Here is a 15,640-nt window from a genome sequence, read left to right as displayed (position 1 = left end):
GCTACGCTTTCTTCCGGGTTCCGCAGATGGCAGAAGCCTTTGCGATCATCCGGGCTCGTGCTCCGGATCGACATTTTTTGCCCACTTCACTCCGCCGGTATTGCTGTGCACCGACCGAAGGAGCATCAAAATGGCAGCGAAAAAGTATCGCTCGGGGACGTCGGTCATCGCCGACATGTTCCCGAAGGGGCAGGTCGAGTTCCTTCACGGCGACTCGATGACGGTCACCCTGTGGCAGTTCGAGCAGGGTGGCGACGTCCCGTCCCACCGGCATCCGCACGAGCAGATCGTGCACTGCCTCGAAGGCATTTTCGAGGTGACCGTCGACGGCGAGGCCGTCGTGCTGGAGTCCGGTGACTCCGTGATCATCCCCGGCGGCGTCGAGCACGCGGCTCACGCGCGGACGGCCGCCCGAGGGATCGATGTCTTCCACCCGGTACGCGAGGACTACCGACGCTGAAGGGAAGCACATGTCTGTGTCCGAGAAGAACCGTCACCTGCAGGTCCACACCCTGGGGCCGACCGGCACGAACTGCGAGGCGGCAGCGCGCCACTACCTGGAGCGGCGCAACGTCGGCCGGGGCAGCGTGGTGCTCTACGACACCCTGGAGAACGCGGTCGACGGCGTCCTGAAGAACCCGGCCGAGAGCGTCCTGCTCGGCTGCGTCGTCTATCCGAAACTGAACGAGATCGTCTTTCGCAACCTCAAGTCGATGTCGCTCGACGAGTGCTTCATGATGTCGACCTACCGCATGGTGCTCGCCGCCCCCGGCAAGGGCGCGGTGCGGACCGTGCTGAGCCACCCCGCCCCGGTCGACCTCATCGAGGACCGCGGCTACGCCGTCCAGCATGTGACCAGCAACGCGGCGGCCGCTCTGGAGTGCGCCGCCGGCGGGGCCGACGCGTGCATCACGACGAGCGTCGCCGCCGAGGCGAACGGCCTGGAGATCATCGAGGACTTCGGCCCGGTGCGGATGGGCTTCAGCATCCACGTGCCGCACGAGGCCGCGCTGTGACCGGCGGGACCGACGTCCGCCCTGCCGGTCCGAGAGCGCCGCTCGACGAGACCTACGACCTGGTCGCGCAGACGGTGTACGACCACAACCTCTCCACTCCGGCGCTCGCGGACGTGCTCGACGCGCTGGGCGTCACCAACCGCGTGCTGAACTCGCGGCTGCACCGCGTCTCGGGCGCCGGCCGGATGTTCTTCGGCACCGCGTACACGGTCAGCTGGGTGGCGGTGCGCAAGGGCCCCAGCATCGTCGCCGCCTCGCCCAGCACCTGGCACGAGGTCCGCGACTTCCTGCTGCCCGAGGTCGCCGACGGGCGCGGGATGGTCTATGTCGCGGGCTCCGGACCACTGGTCACCGACGCCGCGCTGGCGGGCGGTCTCTCCACGACCTACCTGCTCGAACAAGTGCAGTTCGAGGGCATGGTTCTGGGCGGCGCCATCCGCGACCGGGACGTCGTCGAGCAGAGTGTCCGGCCGGTCGTCGCGAGCAACTTCGTGCCGACCGACACCCAGGGCGCCTACCGGGTCGAGTCGGCCGGCACCACGTGCCTGATCGACCACGTCCTCGTGCACACCGGCGACTGGGTCTTCTCCGACGGCAACGGCACGGTGGTGGTGCCGTCGGCCCGGCTGCACGAGGTGCTGTCCGCCGCCACCGCCACCGGACGCACCGAGCAGGACATCCTGCGGCGCATCAGGGCGGGAGAGCGCCTGCCGGGCGTCATCGACGAGGTCGGCACCATCTAGGGGTCCCTGATGGATCTCCGTGGAGGCAGGAGCCCCGCCACGGAGATCCGTCGGAGACTCCCCGGCTCCCCCATTCCCGCCCCATCCCCCGAAGGAGGCCGTCATGCGTGCGGTCGCGGTATACCGGCACGGCGGTCCCGAGGTGCTGACACCCACCGAATGGGCCGCGCCGGCCCCCGGTCCCGGTGACGTTCTCGTCGACGTCGCCGCCATCGGTGTCAACTATCACGAGACCTACGAGCGCAGCGGGCTCTACCCGCGGGCGCTGCCCTATGTCCCCGGACGCGAGCTCGCGGGGGTCGTGGCGGCCCTCGGTGCCGACGTCACCGGGCTCGCGGTCGGTGACCTGGTCGCCACGGCCGACACCCCCGCCCCCGGCGCCTACGCCGAGCAGGCCGTCCTGCCCGCCGACCGCGTCGTCAGGGTCCCCGGGGGAGTGAGCGCCGAGCAGGCCGCGGCGGTGCTGCTCCAGGGGCTCACCGTCCACGCCCTCACTCAGGACAGCCACCCCGTACGGGCCGGCGAGACCGCTCTGGTGCACGCGGCGGCCGGCGGCGTCGGACTGATCCTCACCCAGGTGCTGCGCTCGCTCGGAGTCCGCGTCATCGGGACCGTGTCCACCGCGGAGAAGGAGGAGGCCGCCCGGCAGGCCGGGGCGGACGAGGTCGTCCGCTACACGGAAGTCGACTTCGCCACCGAGGTCGGCCGCCTGACCGGCGGCGACGGCGTGGACGTCGTCTACGACGCGGTGGGCGGCACGACGTTCCGGGGCAGCATCGCCTCGCTGCGCCCCCGCGGCACCTTCGTCCTGTACGGGCAGTCCAGCGGCAAGGTGCCGCCCATTGATCTGAGCACCGGCACCCGCGGCTCCATCAAGCTGACCCGCCCCTTCCTGCCGGACTTCATCGCCACCCCCGACGAGCTGCGGACGCGGAGCGCCGCGGTGTTCGCCTGGATGCTCCGTGACAACCTGCACGTCCGCATAGGCCGGCGCTACGCGCTCGCCGACGCGGGCACCGCGCAGTCGGACCTCCAGCAGCGTCGCACCGTCGGCAAGCTGCTGCTGATGCCCTGACCGCCGCCCACGAGCGCGCAGAGGGGGCCGCACGGCGCAGACGCCGTTGCGGCCCCCTTCGTGTCCCCGCAGCGCTGCGGCGGCCCCGCTACGCCCCCAGCAGGGCCCGGCCGACGAACCCCGGGACGTCGTTGCCCTCCTCCGTCAGGTAGAAGTGGCCGCCCGGGAAGACCTGAGTGGTGAACGGAGCCGACGTGTACGCGCTCCAGCCCGCCATGGTCTCCTGAGGGGCCCGCCAGTCGGACGCCCCGACCAGCGCGGTGACCGGGCAGTCGAGGGCGGGCACGCGCGCGATGCGGTGCCGCTCCCAGAGCTGGAAGTCGGCGAGGACGACCGGCACCAGCTCGTCCATGACCTCCTGGTCCGCGCTCACCTCTCCGTCGAAGCCCCCGAGGCTGAGCACGGCGGCGTGGAACTCCTGCTCCGGCAGTTCGTGCAGCTTGGGCCCGGCCCAGATCACATCGGGCGTGGACTGGGCGGACAGGAAGAGACGGGCCGGGCGGGGGCCGCCCAGGCGTTGCAGCGCCCGCGCCACCTCGAAGGCGAGGAGCGAGCCGCAGGAGTGGCCGAAGAAGGAGAACGGGCCGCTCAGCGCCGGACGCAGATCAGCGATGATCTCCTGCACCAGCCGCCCGACGTCCGTGGCCGGGGCCTCACCGATGCGGTTCTGCCGGCCCGGGAGCTGCACGGTCGCCAGTTCGACGGCCTCCGGCAGGGCACGCGCCCAGTGCGCGTACGCGTTGGCGCCACCGCCCGCGTGCGGGAAGCAGATGATCCGGTGCTCCGCGTCCGGCCGCCGCGCACGCCACAGATAACGGTTCTCGGGGACCAGACGCCCCTTGAGGCCAGGTCGTTGGGTACGCACTACGCCCTCCACGCATAGGGAACGGTCGAGAGATCAGCCGGCTGCCGCGGCGTGCGCCGCGGCGCTCAGCGCCGCGATGGTCTGGAGGCGGAACAGGGACTTGGCCGAGATCGCCACGCCCGCGGCCCGAGCCTCGGCGACCACCTTGATCCCGAGGACGGAGTCGCCGCCGAGCTCGTAGAAGTTGTCCGTCACCCCGACGCGGTCGAGGTCGAGCACCTCGGCCCAGATCGTGGCGAGCACCCGCTCGTCGTCCGTGCGGGGCGCGACGTAGTCCTCGCTGTCCGCACCGAGCTGCGGTGCGGGGAGCGCGGCCCGGTCGACCTTGCCGCTCGGGGTGAGCGGGAACCCGTCGAGCGGGACGACGGCCGCGGGCACCATGAAGTCCGGCAGCCGCTCCGCGGCGAAGTCGCGCAGGGCGGCCGGGTCCGGACGGTGGCCGGGCAGCGGGCGCACATAGCCGACGAGTCGCTTGTGGTCACCCTCGTCGCGGGCGACCACCACGGCGGCGTCGACGTCCGGGTGCTGCTGGAGGACGAGCTCGATCTCGTTCGGCTCGATCCGGAACCCGCGGACCTTGACCTGGCGGTCGATCCGCCCGACGTACTCCAGCGCCCCCGCCGGGGACCGTCGCACCAGATCACCGGTGCGGTACAGCCGCTCGCCCGGCGCGGTCGCGAAGGGATCGGGCAGGAAGCGCTCCGCGGTGAGACCGGGGCGGGCCAGATACCCCCTCGCCACCCCCGGCCCGCCGATGAACAGCTCACCGGTGACCCCCGCGGGGACCTCGCTCAGCCGGTCGTCGAGCACATGGACGCTGGTGTTCACGACCGGACGGCCGATGGGCACCGTGCGGTGCCCGTCGGCCCGCGACACCAGGTGCCAGGTGGCGAAGGTGGTCGTCTCCGTGGGCCCGTAGCTGTGGACGAGGCGCTGCGGCGGACTCCCCGCCAGGGCCTGTGCCACCCGGTCCGGATGCACCGCCTCACCGCCGAAGAGCAGATGGCGCAGCGAGGCGAACGCGTCGGGCCGGACGGCGACGACCTGGTTGAACACCGCCGTGGTGAGCACGAGGGTGCTGACGCCGTACCTGGTCAGCGCCTCGGTGAGGGCCTTCGGGTCGAGCATCGTGTCCTTGTCGACGACCACCATCCGGGCGCCCGCGGCCAGTGGCGCCCAGATCTCGAAGGTCGCCGCGTCGAACGTCGCGTCGGCGCCCTGGGCGACGACGTCGTCGTCCCGCAGCGGGATGTAGTCGGCGCCGTGGAGCAGCGCGGTGATCGACCGGTGCTCGATCACCGTGCCCTTCGGCCTGCCGGTCGAGCCCGACGTGTAGATCACGTACGCCGCGTCCCGCCCGCCGACCGGGACGGCCGGAGGTTCGGCGGGCCGGGCGGCCAGGGCCTGCTCCTGCTCGTCCAGGACCAGGAAGGCGGCACCGGTCGCCCCGCGCACCTTCCCCGCCAGGGAACTCCGCGTCACGCACACCGACACGTCGGCGTCGGCCAGCATGAAGCCGAGCCGCTCCGTCGGATACCCGGGGTCGAGCGGCAGGTAGGCACCGCCGGCCCGCGCCACGGCGAGCAGCGCGGTGACGAGTTCCGGGCCGCGCGGCAAGCACACCGCGACCACGTCGCCCCGCCGTACCCCGGCGTCGACCAGCAGGTTCGCGAGCCGGCCGGACCGGTCGTCCAACTGCCCGTACGTCATGGTCTCCGGCCCCGCGACCACGGCGACCGCCTCGGGGGCCGACCGGGCGCGCTCGCCGACCAGTTCGTGCACACACGGCCAGTCCCGCTGCTCCTCCTGGCCGGCACTCCACTCGGGCGTGCCATCGGACATGTCCCTGCTCCCTTCGCGTTCGATGCCTGCGACAGGCCCGGCGCGCCGGCTCCAGGAGGACTCCAGGAGGAGGGGCACCGGGGGCTCGCGGCGGTACGGGGCGTCGACATACCGCCCGGGAAATCCGACGTGGTCCTTGTGACCAGGCATACCGACGTCGTCCGAAACCGTCGCCCACGGTAGTGAGCCCATGGCGGCGTATCAACTGAATGGCGCCGCACGGCGAATGGGCTTTCGTCTCGTTGACGGGACGGGGGCGAAAATCAAGCCGCATTCACGGTGGAATTGAGCGACCTGTTCTCATCGTGAGAACTTTATCGCGCGCTGCATTCGCCGTGCCTTTACCAAGGTCGACGTGGTTATTTCCTTTCGCAATCACTGTCCGTGCTGGATTACATCCGGCCGAGGGGGATGATGCTCGCGGCGGCGCTCGTCGGCGCTTTTTCTCACCGGACGGATTTCCGGTTGTACTGGGCCAGTGCCCAGGCGTAGCCGACGACGGCGATCGCGCCGCACCAGACGGCGGTGAGCACGATGTCCTCGCCCGCGGGCCTGCCGTCGAGCAGGCCCCTGACGGCGTCGATGAACGGAGTGAAGGGCTGGTGCTCGGAGAACCAGCGCAGTCCGTCGGGCATCGTGTCGGCGGGCACGAAGCCGCTGCCGAGGAACGGCAGCAGCACCAAGGGCATGGGCAGGTTGCTCGCGACCGACGCGGAGCCCGCGGAGGTTCCGAGGGCGACGGCCAGCCAGCTCAGGGCGAAGGCGATCATGGTGACCACCGCGGCCGTGCCCAGCCAGTCCACGGCGCTCGCGTCGGGCCGGTAGCCGAGCAGCAGCGCGATGCCCGTGACACCGGCCATGCCGAGCAGCGTCTGGATCATGGAGCCCAGCACATGGCCGGTCAGTACGGCGCCGCGGGCGATGGCCATGGTGCGGAAGCGTGCGATGATTCCCTCCGTCATGTCGGTGTTCACCGTGACGGAGGTCGTCTGGGAGCCGGCGGAGATGCCGAGGACCAGGACGCCGGGGACGACGTAGGCCAGATACCGGTCGGTCCCGTGGGCCCCGATGCCCGCGCCGATCGTGTTGCCGAAGACGTGGACGAACAGCACCAGGAAGATCACCGGCACGGCGATCACGACGATCACCTGCGTCGGGTTGCGCTGCATCCGCTTGAGGTTGCGTCCCAGCATGGTGAGGGTGTCGGTGAACGGGTGCGTGGCCGTGCTGCGCGGCGCGGGGGCGAGGGTGGTGCTCATCGGGTCACGCTCTCTTCCTTCTTGCCGGTCGCGCCCGTCAGAGCGAGGAACACGTCGTCGAGGTTGGGGGTCTGCACGCCCAGGGAGAGCGGTTCGATCCGCGCGCGGTCCAGCTGGCCGAGGACCGTGCGGATCGAGCGGGTGCCGAGGGCGTCCATCGGGGCGGTGAGGGTGAGGGTCTCGTCCTCCCGCGTCGATCCCGGCACCGCCAGGGCCGCGGCGTCGAGGGTGGCGGCGGTGTCGAAGCGCAGCTCGATCCGCCCTCCGCCGATCCGGGCCTTGAGCTGCTCCGAGGTGCCGTCGGCGACGAGCCTGCCGCCGTCCAGGACGGCGATCCGGTCGGCGAGCTGGTCGGCCTCCTCCAGATACTGCGTGGTGAGGAGGACCGTGGTCCCCTGGGCGACGACGTCGCGGACGATGTCCCACATCGCCTGCCGGCTGCGCGGGTCGAGTCCGGTCGTGGGCTCGTCCAGGAAGATGATCTGCGGCCGGTCCAGCAGGGTCAGCGCCAGGTCGAGCTTGCGGCGCATGCCGCCGGAGTAGGTGTGCAGCGGTTCGTCCGCCGCCTCGCCGAGTTCGAACAGCTCCAGCAGGTCGGCGATCCGGCGCCGGGCCGCCGCGCGGTCGAGGTGCCGGAGCCTGGCGATCAGGCGCATGTTCTCCGCGCCGGTGAGCACCTTGTCCACCGCCGCGAACTGGCCGGTGAGCCCGATGGCCGAGCGGACGGCGTCGGGATCCTTCCGCAGGTCGTGCCCGGCCACCTGGACCTCGCCGCCGTCGGCCTGCACCAGGGTGCTCAGGACGTGCACCGTGGTGGTCTTGCCGGCGCCGTTCGGCCCGAGCAGGGCGAAGACGGTGCCGGGGGGCACGTCGAGATCCACGCCCGCGAGGACCTGCTTCGAGCCGTAGGACTTGTGCAGCCCGCGCACCCGCACCGCGGGGGCGACCGTCGCCTCAGTCATTCGTCAGCCACTCCTCGTACACTGTTCAAGTGCGTACTTGAACACCGTACGGGAGGCTCTGAACGGCACGCAAGTGAGTCTCGGACACTGTTCAAGTTAAGGTGGGCCCATGACCCGCCGAACCCTGAACCAGGGGCACATCGTGAGTGCCGCCATCGCGCTGCTCGACGAGGAAGGCCTCGACGGCCTCAGCATGCGCCGCCTCGGTCAGAGCCTCGGCTCGGCCGCGACGTCGGTGTACTGGCACGTGCAGAGCAAGGAGAACCTGATAGTTCTGGCCAGTGACCGCATCTGGGGCAGGATCTCCGTACTGGATCCCGCGGAGGCGGGGTGGCGGCGGGCCGCCACCGAGCTGGCGCGCAGCACCTACGACCTCGGGGTGACCCATCACTGGCTGATCCCCGCGATCCCCAGCTGTCTGGCCTACGGCGTCGGGATGGCCCGCTACCAGGACCACAGCTATGCGATCTTCGAGGCCGCGGGGTTCACCGGCGTCGACCTCGACTGGGCGGTCAACACCCTGTTCACGCTGGTGATCGGTGCCGCCTACCAGGACTCCGCGCAGGCCCGGCTGCTGAAGGGCCGGCAGGACGGCGAGGCGGTGCGGAAGCGGTTGCAGGAGGCCGCGGCCAGCGCCGACCAGATCGTGGCCCAGTTCCCCCGGCTACAGGCACGGGTGGCGGACCAGGCCCGCCTGAACGCCGATCCGCGCACCGCGCGCACCGACGCGTTCGAGTTCGGTCTCGGCATCGTCCTCGACGGCATGGCGGTCCGGCTCGGCCGCAGCCTCGAACCGGCCGCTGGGCTGGGAGAATGCTGAGAGAAGTCACCGCGACCCGCTATGTCGAGCCGCTGCGGGCGGGCGGGTCGGTACCCGGAGTCGTCGAGGCCGACGACCTCGGGACCTACGTCCTGAAGTTCACCGGCTCCGCGCAGGGCCGCAAGGCGCTCGTCGCCGAGATCGTCGTCGGCGAGCTGGCGCGCCGCCTCGGCCTGCGCGTGCCCCAGCTCGTGCTCGCCCACTTCGACCCGGCGGTAGCCGCGCACGAGCCGCACCAGGAGGTCCAGGACCTGCTGCGGGCCAGCGCGGGCCTCAACCTCGGCATGGACTATCTGCCGGGGGCGCACGACTTCACCCCGGACACCGCACTCGACGTGGGCCCGGAGGAAGCGGGCAAGGTCGTCTGGCTCGACGCGCTCACCGCGAACGTCGACCGCACGGTGCACAGCTCGAACCTCATGGTGTGGCCCACGTTCGGGGTCCGGCCGCCGCGCCTGTGGCTCATCGACCACGGCGCCGCCCTGGTCTTCCACCACCGCTGGGACGCCGCGTCGGTCCTCGCCACCGCCGAGAAGGCGTACGACTTCCGCGGGCACGCCCTCGGCCGCTACGGGCCCGACACGCGGGCGGCCGACGCGGAGCTCGCGCCGCTGGTCACCGAGGAGCTGCTGCGCGCCGTCACGGCGGACGTCCCCGACGCCTGGCTCGCCGACGAGCCCGGCTTCACCTCGCCCGACGAACTCCGCGAGGCCTACGTCACCTACCTGACGGCCCGCGCCCGCGCCTCCGCGGCCTGGCTCCCCACCGACTTCCCGTCCCGCGCGGAACTCGCCGCCGAGGACACCCGCCGCGCACGGGCCACCGAGGCCGCCCGCCCCGCCTGGCTGAAGCGGGTCCCCGACCTGCACGGCAAACCCGACCCGCGCCCCGCGAAGAGGTACCCATGACCACCGGAAGCCGCCCGCCGCATCGCGTGGAGATCGAGTACTGCACCCAGTGCCGCTGGCTGCCCCGCGCGGCCTGGCTGGCCCAGGAACTCCTGACCACCTTCGAGACGGAACTCACCGAGCTGGCCCTGAAGCCGGGCACGGGCGGGGTGTTCGTCGTACGGGTGGACGGCGAGCCGGTGTGGGACCGCAAGGAGCAGGGCTTCCCGGAGCCGGCGGCCGTCAAGCGCCTGGTGCGCGACCGAGTGGCACCGGGCCGGAGCCTGGGCCACTCGGATCCGGGGAGCTGACGTCAGCGCAGCCGCTCGTAGGCGGGCAGCGTCAGGAAGTCCGCGTAGTCCTCGTCCAGGGACACCTGGAGCAGCAGGTCGTGCGCCTCCTGCCACTTGCCCGCCGCGAAGGCGTCCGCGCCGATCTCGGTGCGGATGGCGTCGAGTTCGGCCGCGGCGATCTCACGGGTGAGGTCCGCCGTCGCTGGCCTGCCGTCCTCGAAGACGACGCCCGCGTTGATCCACTGCCAGATCTGGGAACGGGAGATCTCGGCGGTGGCCGCGTCCTCCATGAGGTTGAAGATGGCGACGGCGCCGAGGCCGCGCAGCCAGGCCTCGATGTAGCGGATGCCGACCTGGACGGCGTTGACGAGACCGTCGTAGGTGGGGCTCGCGGCGAGGGAGTCGACGGCGATCAGCTCGCCGGCGGCCACGGAGACGTCCTCGCGCAGGCGGTCCTTCTGGTTCGGCCGGTCGCCGAGGACCTTGTCGAAGGACTCCATGGCGATGGGGACGAGGTCGGGGTGGGCCACCCAGGAGCCGTCGAAGCCGTCGCCCGCCTCGCGGTCCTTGTCGGCGCGGACCTTCTCGAAGGCGACCTTGTTGACCTCGGCGTCCCTGCGGGAGGGGATGAACGCCGCCATGCCGCCGATCGCGTGCGCGCCGCGCTTGTGGCAGGTGCGGACGAGGAGTTCGGTGTAGGCGCGCATGAACGGCGCCGTCATCGTGACCGCGTTGCGGTCCGGCAGGACGAACTTCCGGCCGCCGTCACGGAAGTTCTTGACGATGGAGAAGAGGTAGTCCCAGCGCCCCGCGTTCAGACCGGAGGCGTGGTCCCGCAGCTCGTACAGGATCTCCTCCATCTCGTACGCGGCCGTGATCGTCTCGATGAGGACGGTGGCGCGGACGGTGCCCTGGGGGATGCCGAGGTGGTCCTGCGCGAAGACGAAGACGTCGTTCCACAGGCGCGCCTCCAGGTGCGACTCCGTCTTCGGCAGGTAGAAGTACGGGCCCTTGCCGAGGTCGAGCAGGCGCTGGGCGTTGTGGAAGAAGTACAGGCCGAAGTCGACGAGCGCGCCCGGCACCGGGCGTCCCGCCTCGTCGGTGAGGTGCCGCTCGTCCAGGTGCCAGCCGCGCGGACGCATCACGACGGTGGCGAGTTCGGCGGCGTCCTTGAGGGCGTACGACTTGCCGGTGCGCTCGTCGGTGAAGTCGATGCGGCGCTCGTAGGCGTCGGTGAGGTTGCGCTGGCCGAGGATCACGTTCTCCCAGGTGGGAGCCGAGGCGTCCTCGAAGTCGGCGAGCCAGACCCTCGCGCCGGAGTTCAGCGCGTTGATGGTCATCTTGCGGTCCGTGGGGCCGGTGATCTCCACCCGGCGGTCGGTCAGGGCGGCCGGGGCGGGAGCGACCTTCCAGGAGTCGTCCGCGCGGATCGCGGCGGTCTCCGGCAGGAAGTCCAGGGTCGAGGTGCGGGCGATCTCGACGCGGCGCTCCGCGCGGCGGGCGAGGAGTTCGTCACGCCGCGGTGTGAACCGCCGGTGCAGCTCGGCCACGAAGGCGAGGGCCGCGGGGGTGAGGACCTCTTCCTGCCGGGGCAGGGGCTCGGCGTCGACGATGGCCAGCGGGGACGGCGCTGGTGCGGACATGAGCTGTCACTTCCTTCAGCGAGCTTGCATCACGGGCGGGAGCGGCGCGCCGCGGGCCGCCGGGCGGTCGGCACGGCACTCGGTGCCGCGGGGCCGGGATACGGCTGCGGGCGCCGTCCACCGGGTCGGGCGCTTCTGAACAGTGGATACTAGTTTCCTCATGGTGGAAGTTCAATGGATTGTTGATGTCGAGATTCTCTTCATCGACAGAACATGGCGCTGGGTGCCACGCCAGTCACTCCACGTGGACGTCGGCGTCCACCCCCGGCGCTCCCTCCAGGCGCTCACTCCAGGCGTTCCAGGTCCGACATCGTGTCGATGTCGTACGGGTCCGCCACGTCGCCACACTCCACCGTCGTGAGCGTGGCCGCGAACTCCTCGAGGTAGGCGCGGGCGCCCCGGTCGCCCGTCGCGCTCACCGCGATGCCGTCCCAGTGGTCCGCGCCGAACAGGACCGGATGGCCGCGCTCGCCCCCGTACGTCGCCGCCGCGAGCGTCGCCGTGGTGCGGAAGGCGGCCCGCACCCGCGACACCGCCGCCGCGCCGATGCCCGGCTGGTCCACCAGGCACACGAGCGCCGCCCCCGCCCCCGACCCGCGAAGCGACGCCAGGCCCGCCCGCAGCGAGGACCCCATGCCCTCGTGCCAGTGCGGGTTGTCCACGAGCGTGCACCCCGGCAGCTTCGCCTGTTCCCGTACGACGTCGGCGGTGGCGCCGAGCACGATGTGCACCCGGGTGCAGCCGCCGCCCCGCAGCGCCCGCGCCGCACGCTCCACGAACAGCTCGCCCCGGTGCTCGAGGAGCGCCTTCGGGCAGCCGCCGAGACGCCGCCCGCCGCCCGCCGCGAGCAGCAGGCCGACGATCTCGGACGAGGTCGAGGGGGCGGAAGATGTCAGTGATTCGCTCGGTGATTCAGTCGATGATTCGGTCATGACTCTTGCTTACCGCATGGGTTCTTAGGACCCTGTTCCGGCCGGGGGTGTGGCCGAAAGTGACGTGTGCGTGGCCGCGTGGCCGCACGCTGTCCGCGCCCCTTCGGTGTCCGGCCGACGCCGCGGCGGGCCCGTCCGGGGCCCGCACGCGTGACAGGCGCACAACGACGTGCGAGGGGGAGAGCTGTGTTGCGGAGCGTTGGGCAGAGAGCGGTGACGGAGAGTTCCGGGGACCCGCGGGTGGCGGAGCTGCGGGCGGCCGTGTCCCGGCTGCGCCGTCAACTCGCCGCGCACCCCGGGGAGTTCCCCGACAGGGCGATCGCCGAGGACGAGTTAGCGGCACTGGCCGCCATGGCCGCGCAGGGTGATCCCGAGCCTCGTCGGCTGCGGCGGTCGCTGCTGCTTGTCGCGGGGGCGATCGGTTCGGTCAGTTCGTTGACCGTTGCCCTTGCGGGTGTCCGGGGAGCAGTTGAGCTGTTCGGGGAACCGCCGCTTCCCTCTGGGTGAGCCTCGCGTCCCCTGGGGTGCCGCCCCGCCCTGCCCTGCCCCGTCCCGCTTTGTCGGCGCTCCGCGCCTCGTCCTCAAGCGCCGGACGGGCTGGGATCGCGCTTCGCGCTCGTCCTCAAACGCCGGACGGGCTGAGAGGTTGCCGGACGGACCCGGAGGTTGCCGGGCGGGCTCAGGTCTTCTCCGGTGTGGCGGAAGTCTGCCGGTGCGCGGTGCGGGTTTTCAGCCCGTCCGGCGATTGAGGACGAGGCGCGGAGCGCCGACACGGGGTCCGGGGCGGAGCCCCGGGGGGCGGGCGGGGGGTCAGGCCGACGGAGTGGACGTGGCCAAGGCCTCGGAGAGTTCGGCGGCGACCTGCTGAAGGATCGGCACGATCTTCTCCGTGGCGGCCTCGGTGACGCGCCCCGCGGGCCCGGAGATGGAGATGGCCGCGGCGGTGGGGGAGTCGGGGACGGGCACGGCGAGGCACCGCACGCCGATCTCCTGCTCGTTGTCGTCGACGGCGAACCCCGCCCGGCGTACCTCTTCGAGGGCGTCGAGGAAGCCGTCGGGGGTGGTGATGGTCTTCTCGGTGGCGGCGGGCATCCCCGTACGGGAGAGGAGGGCGCGCACCTCCTCCGGCGGGGTGTGCGCGAGCAGCGCCTTGCCGACGCCGGTGGAGTGCGGAAGGACCCGCCGCCCCACCTCGGTGAACATCCGCATGGAGTGCTTGGACGGCACCTGCGCCACGTACACGATCTCGTCGCCGTCGAGCAGGGCCATGTTCGCGGTCTCGCCGGTCTCCTCGACGAGGCGGGCCAGATAGGGCCGCGCCCAGGTGCCGAGCAGCCGGGACGCGGACTCGCCGAGGCGGATCAGGCGCGGGCCGAGCGCGTACCGGCGGTTGGGCTGCTGGCGTACGTAGCCGCAGGCGACGAGCGTGCGCATCAGCCGGTGGATCGTCGGCAGCGGCAGCCCGCTGCTCGCGGACAGCTCGCTCAGGCCGACCTCGCCGCCCGCGTCCGCCATCCGCTCCAGGAGGTCGAAGGCACGCTCGAGGGACTGGACGCCTCCGCTCGCGGGGGTCGCGGAGGACTTCGCGGCGTCGGTGGTGCTGGCGCTTGACGTCGGCACGGCGCGTTCCTTTCAGGGCCTTACAGGAGGGCAGGCAAGGCAGCAGCCTACCGGGCACCTTCCGGGGGAGCCCCGCTGCCGTCGGCACGTCGGTGCCGGTCAGGGTGGCGGCCGGCGGGGGTTTCGGTGGGTGTTTGTCCGGTCTTCCGGGCGGGCCGGGGGCGTCCCTCGACGGTCCGCGTTGTGCGTAGCTACGTTCTGGTGTGCGGAATTCTACTTCCACTTTGTGGAAACGTATAGACCCTTGACGAGGCGCGCCCCGAAGGGAAAACTCCTTCAACAGAACGTTGAATTCCGCTGGCCGGAAGGCCGGGAAACCGAACAGAGAGGGGTCGCGGTGGCCGACGTGGATCTGGTGCTGCGCTCGACGCGCGTCATCACCCCGGAGGGGACGCGTGCCGCGTCCGTGGCCGTCTCGGGCGGCACGATCGTCGCGGTGCGCGACATCGACGCGGCGGTGCCCACGCACGCCCGCGTCGAGGACTTCGGCGACGACGTGCTGCTGCCGGGACTCGTCGACACCCACGTCCACGTCAACGACCCGGGCCGCGCCGAGTGGGAGGGCTTCTGGACCGCCACCCGCGCCGCGGCGGCCGGCGGCATCACGACGCTCGTCGACATGCCCCTCAACTCCCTGCCGCCGACCACGTCGGTCGACCGTCTCCGTACGAAGCAGGCCGTCGCCGCCGCCAAGGCGCACATCGACGTCGGCTTCTGGGGCGGGGCGCTGCCCGACAACGTCAAGGACCTGCGGCCGCTGCACGACGCGGGCGTCTTCGGGTTCAAGTGCTTCCTGTCGCCCTCGGGGGTGGAGGAGTTCCACGAGCTGAACCAGGAGCAGCTCGCGGTGTCGATGGGTGAGATCGCCGGGTTCGGCGGGCTGCTCATCGTGCACGCCGAGGACCCGCACGAGCTGGCCGCCGCCTCCGCCGCCGGGAAGGGCGGCCCCCGGTACGCGGACTTCCTCGGCACGCGGCCCCGCGTCAGCGAGAACACCGCGATCGAGGGCCTGATAGCCCTCGCCAGGCGCATCGGCGCCCGCGTGCACGTCCTGCACCTGTCGTCCTCCGACGCCCTGCCGCTGATCGCCGCCGCCAAGCGCGAGGGCGTCGGGGTCACCGTGGAGACCTGCCCGCACTACCTCACCCTCACCGCCGAGGAAGTGCCCGACGGCGCCAGCGAGTTCAAGTGCTGCCCGCCGATCCGCGAGGCCGCCAACCAGGACCTGCTGTGGCAGGCGCTCGCCGACGGCACCATCGACTGCGTCGTGACCGACCACTCCCCGTCCACCGCCGACCTCAAGACGGCCGACTTCGCCACCGCGTGGGGCGGCATCTCCGGGCTCCAGCTCAGCCTGCCCGCCGTGTGGACCGCCGCCCGCGCCCGCGGACACGGCTTGGAGGACGTCGCGCGCTGGATGTCCACGCGCACGGCGCGCCTGGTCGGCCTGGAACAGAAGGGCGCCATCGAGGCCGGCCGCGACGCCGACTTCGCGGTCCTCGCGCCCGACGAGACCTTCACCGTGGACCCCGCGCGGCTCCAGCACCGCAACCGCGTCACCGCCTACGCGGGCAAGACGCTCAGCGGCGTAGTGAAGTCCACCTGGCTGCGCGGCCAACGCATCGTGTCCGACGGCGAGTTCACCGCGCCGGCGGGCCGACTTCTGGAAAGGAAGAACTGATC

Annotated in this window: 16 protein-coding genes; 9 read left to right on the top strand and 7 right to left on the bottom strand. The window is 71.7% G+C overall.

Annotation, left to right across the window (positions count from 1 at the left end):
• The first annotated feature begins 130 nt into the window (after positions 1–130).
• From GPA10_RS15900 to GPA10_RS15885, 4 genes are all read left to right on the top strand, one after another.
• Positions 131–460 carry a cupin domain-containing protein gene (locus GPA10_RS15900; RefSeq protein ID WP_157166109.1) on the top strand — a complete coding sequence of 110 codons (330 nt, stop codon included), beginning with the start codon at positions 131–133 and terminating at the stop codon, positions 458–460.
• 10 nt (positions 461–470) lie between these two features.
• Positions 471–1,016 (top strand): prephenate dehydratase domain-containing protein, encoded by a 546-nt coding sequence (locus GPA10_RS15895; RefSeq protein ID WP_157166108.1) that lies wholly within the window; start codon positions 471–473, stop codon positions 1,014–1,016.
• Positions 1,013–1,759, top strand: a complete 747-nt coding sequence (locus GPA10_RS15890; protein ID WP_058849233.1) for an RraA family protein — start codon at positions 1,013–1,015, stop codon at positions 1,757–1,759. Before GPA10_RS15895 ends, GPA10_RS15890 begins: the two co-directional genes overlap by 4 nt.
• Before the next feature lie 103 nt (positions 1,760–1,862).
• On the top strand, positions 1,863–2,834 hold the full coding sequence (locus tag GPA10_RS15885; RefSeq protein ID WP_157166107.1) for a quinone oxidoreductase family protein: 972 nt from the start codon (positions 1,863–1,865) through the stop codon (positions 2,832–2,834).
• An 88-nt stretch (positions 2,835–2,922) separates the two neighbouring features.
• Here the strand turns inward: GPA10_RS15885 and GPA10_RS15880 are convergent, their stop codons facing one another.
• From GPA10_RS15880 to GPA10_RS15865, 4 genes are all read right to left on the bottom strand, one after another.
• Positions 2,923–3,699 (bottom strand): thioesterase II family protein, encoded by a 777-nt coding sequence (locus tag GPA10_RS15880; RefSeq protein WP_343040934.1) that lies wholly within the window; start codon positions 3,697–3,699, stop codon positions 2,923–2,925.
• Positions 3,700–3,732: 33 nt separating this feature from the next.
• On the bottom strand, positions 3,733–5,541 hold the full coding sequence (locus GPA10_RS15875; protein ID WP_198351616.1) for a non-ribosomal peptide synthetase: 1,809 nt from the start codon (positions 5,539–5,541) through the stop codon (positions 3,733–3,735).
• A gap of 446 nt (positions 5,542–5,987) precedes the next feature.
• Positions 5,988–6,800, bottom strand: a complete 813-nt coding sequence (locus tag GPA10_RS15870) for an ABC transporter permease (protein WP_157166105.1) — start codon at positions 6,798–6,800, stop codon at positions 5,988–5,990.
• Positions 6,797–7,762: an ATP-binding cassette domain-containing protein gene (locus GPA10_RS15865; RefSeq protein WP_157166104.1), complete on the bottom strand. Its 966-nt coding sequence runs from the start codon at positions 7,760–7,762 to the stop codon at positions 6,797–6,799. Before GPA10_RS15865 ends, GPA10_RS15870 begins: the two co-directional genes overlap by 4 nt.
• A 109-nt stretch (positions 7,763–7,871) precedes the next feature.
• Between GPA10_RS15865 and GPA10_RS15860 the strand changes: the two genes are divergently transcribed.
• Genes GPA10_RS15860 through GPA10_RS15850 form a run of 3 tightly spaced genes read left to right on the top strand, consistent with a single transcriptional unit; the run spans position 7,872 to position 9,780 of the window.
• Positions 7,872–8,582 (top strand): TetR/AcrR family transcriptional regulator C-terminal domain-containing protein, encoded by a 711-nt coding sequence (locus tag GPA10_RS15860; RefSeq protein WP_157166103.1) that lies wholly within the window; start codon positions 7,872–7,874, stop codon positions 8,580–8,582.
• A complete protein-coding gene (locus tag GPA10_RS15855) occupies positions 8,576–9,490 on the top strand; it encodes a HipA family kinase (protein ID WP_157166102.1) in 915 nt (304 codons plus the stop codon). The genes GPA10_RS15860 and GPA10_RS15855 overlap by 7 nt, the downstream gene beginning before the upstream one ends.
• On the top strand, positions 9,487–9,780 hold the full coding sequence (locus GPA10_RS15850) for an Rdx family protein (RefSeq protein WP_058849225.1): 294 nt from the start codon (positions 9,487–9,489) through the stop codon (positions 9,778–9,780). Before GPA10_RS15855 ends, GPA10_RS15850 begins: the two co-directional genes overlap by 4 nt.
• A 2-nt stretch (positions 9,781–9,782) precedes the next feature.
• Here GPA10_RS15850 and aceB read toward each other — a convergent pair whose 3' ends face one another.
• A complete protein-coding gene (gene aceB / locus GPA10_RS15845) occupies positions 9,783–11,405 on the bottom strand; it encodes a malate synthase A (protein WP_157166101.1) in 1,623 nt (540 codons plus the stop codon).
• Positions 11,406–11,689: 284 nt separating this feature from the next.
• Positions 11,690–12,337 carry a nucleotidyltransferase family protein gene (locus GPA10_RS15840; RefSeq protein WP_157166100.1) on the bottom strand — a complete coding sequence of 216 codons (648 nt, stop codon included), beginning with the start codon at positions 12,335–12,337 and terminating at the stop codon, positions 11,690–11,692.
• A 186-nt stretch (positions 12,338–12,523) separates the two neighbouring features.
• Between GPA10_RS15840 and GPA10_RS15835 the strand changes: the two genes are divergently transcribed.
• Positions 12,524–12,844 (top strand): DUF5955 family protein, encoded by a 321-nt coding sequence (locus GPA10_RS15835; RefSeq protein WP_058849222.1) that lies wholly within the window; start codon positions 12,524–12,526, stop codon positions 12,842–12,844.
• 303 nt (positions 12,845–13,147) lie between these two features.
• On the opposite strand, the gene GPA10_RS15830 is transcribed toward GPA10_RS15835, so the two are convergent.
• Positions 13,148–13,957 carry an IclR family transcriptional regulator gene (locus tag GPA10_RS15830; RefSeq protein ID WP_058849221.1) on the bottom strand — a complete coding sequence of 270 codons (810 nt, stop codon included), beginning with the start codon at positions 13,955–13,957 and terminating at the stop codon, positions 13,148–13,150.
• A gap of 337 nt (positions 13,958–14,294) precedes the next feature.
• On the opposite strand from GPA10_RS15830, the gene allB reads away from it, so the two are divergent.
• Positions 14,295–15,638, top strand: a complete 1,344-nt coding sequence (gene allB / locus GPA10_RS15825) for an allantoinase AllB (protein WP_343040932.1) — start codon at positions 14,295–14,297, stop codon at positions 15,636–15,638.
• The last annotated feature ends 2 nt before the right edge of the window (positions 15,639–15,640 follow it).

It is taken from the genome of Streptomyces typhae (assembly GCF_009755605.1).
Classification (GTDB): Bacteria; Actinomycetota; Actinomycetes; order Streptomycetales; family Streptomycetaceae; genus Streptomyces; species Streptomyces typhae.
Note: the sequence above shows the minus strand (reverse complement) of the source record. Positions and strands in the feature narration are given on the sequence as shown.

Bases quoted from the DNA above. Each gene is read 5' to 3' on its own strand.
- GPA10_RS15900 (WP_157166109.1), top strand. From the start codon at position 131: ATGGCAGCGAAAAAGTATCGCTCGGGGACGTCGGTCATCGCCGACATG.
- GPA10_RS15850 (WP_058849225.1), top strand. From the start codon at position 9,487: ATGACCACCGGAAGCCGCCCGCCGCATCGCGTGGAGATCGAGTACTGC.
- GPA10_RS15875 (WP_198351616.1), bottom strand. From the start codon at position 5,541: ATGTCCGATGGCACGCCCGAGTGGAGTGCCGGCCAGGAGGAGCAGCGG.
- GPA10_RS15885 (WP_157166107.1), top strand. From the start codon at position 1,863: ATGCGTGCGGTCGCGGTATACCGGCACGGCGGTCCCGAGGTGCTGACA.
- aceB (WP_157166101.1), bottom strand. From the start codon at position 11,405: ATGTCCGCACCAGCGCCGTCCCCGCTGGCCATCGTCGACGCCGAGCCC.
- GPA10_RS15870 (WP_157166105.1), bottom strand. From the start codon at position 6,800: ATGAGCACCACCCTCGCCCCCGCGCCGCGCAGCACGGCCACGCACCCG.
- GPA10_RS15895 (WP_157166108.1), top strand. From the start codon at position 471: ATGTCTGTGTCCGAGAAGAACCGTCACCTGCAGGTCCACACCCTGGGG.
- GPA10_RS15865 (WP_157166104.1), bottom strand. From the start codon at position 7,762: ATGACTGAGGCGACGGTCGCCCCCGCGGTGCGGGTGCGCGGGCTGCAC.
- GPA10_RS15855 (WP_157166102.1), top strand. From the start codon at position 8,576: ATGCTGAGAGAAGTCACCGCGACCCGCTATGTCGAGCCGCTGCGGGCG.
- GPA10_RS15840 (WP_157166100.1), bottom strand. From the start codon at position 12,337: ATGACCGAATCATCGACTGAATCACCGAGCGAATCACTGACATCTTCC.
- GPA10_RS15860 (WP_157166103.1), top strand. From the start codon at position 7,872: ATGACCCGCCGAACCCTGAACCAGGGGCACATCGTGAGTGCCGCCATC.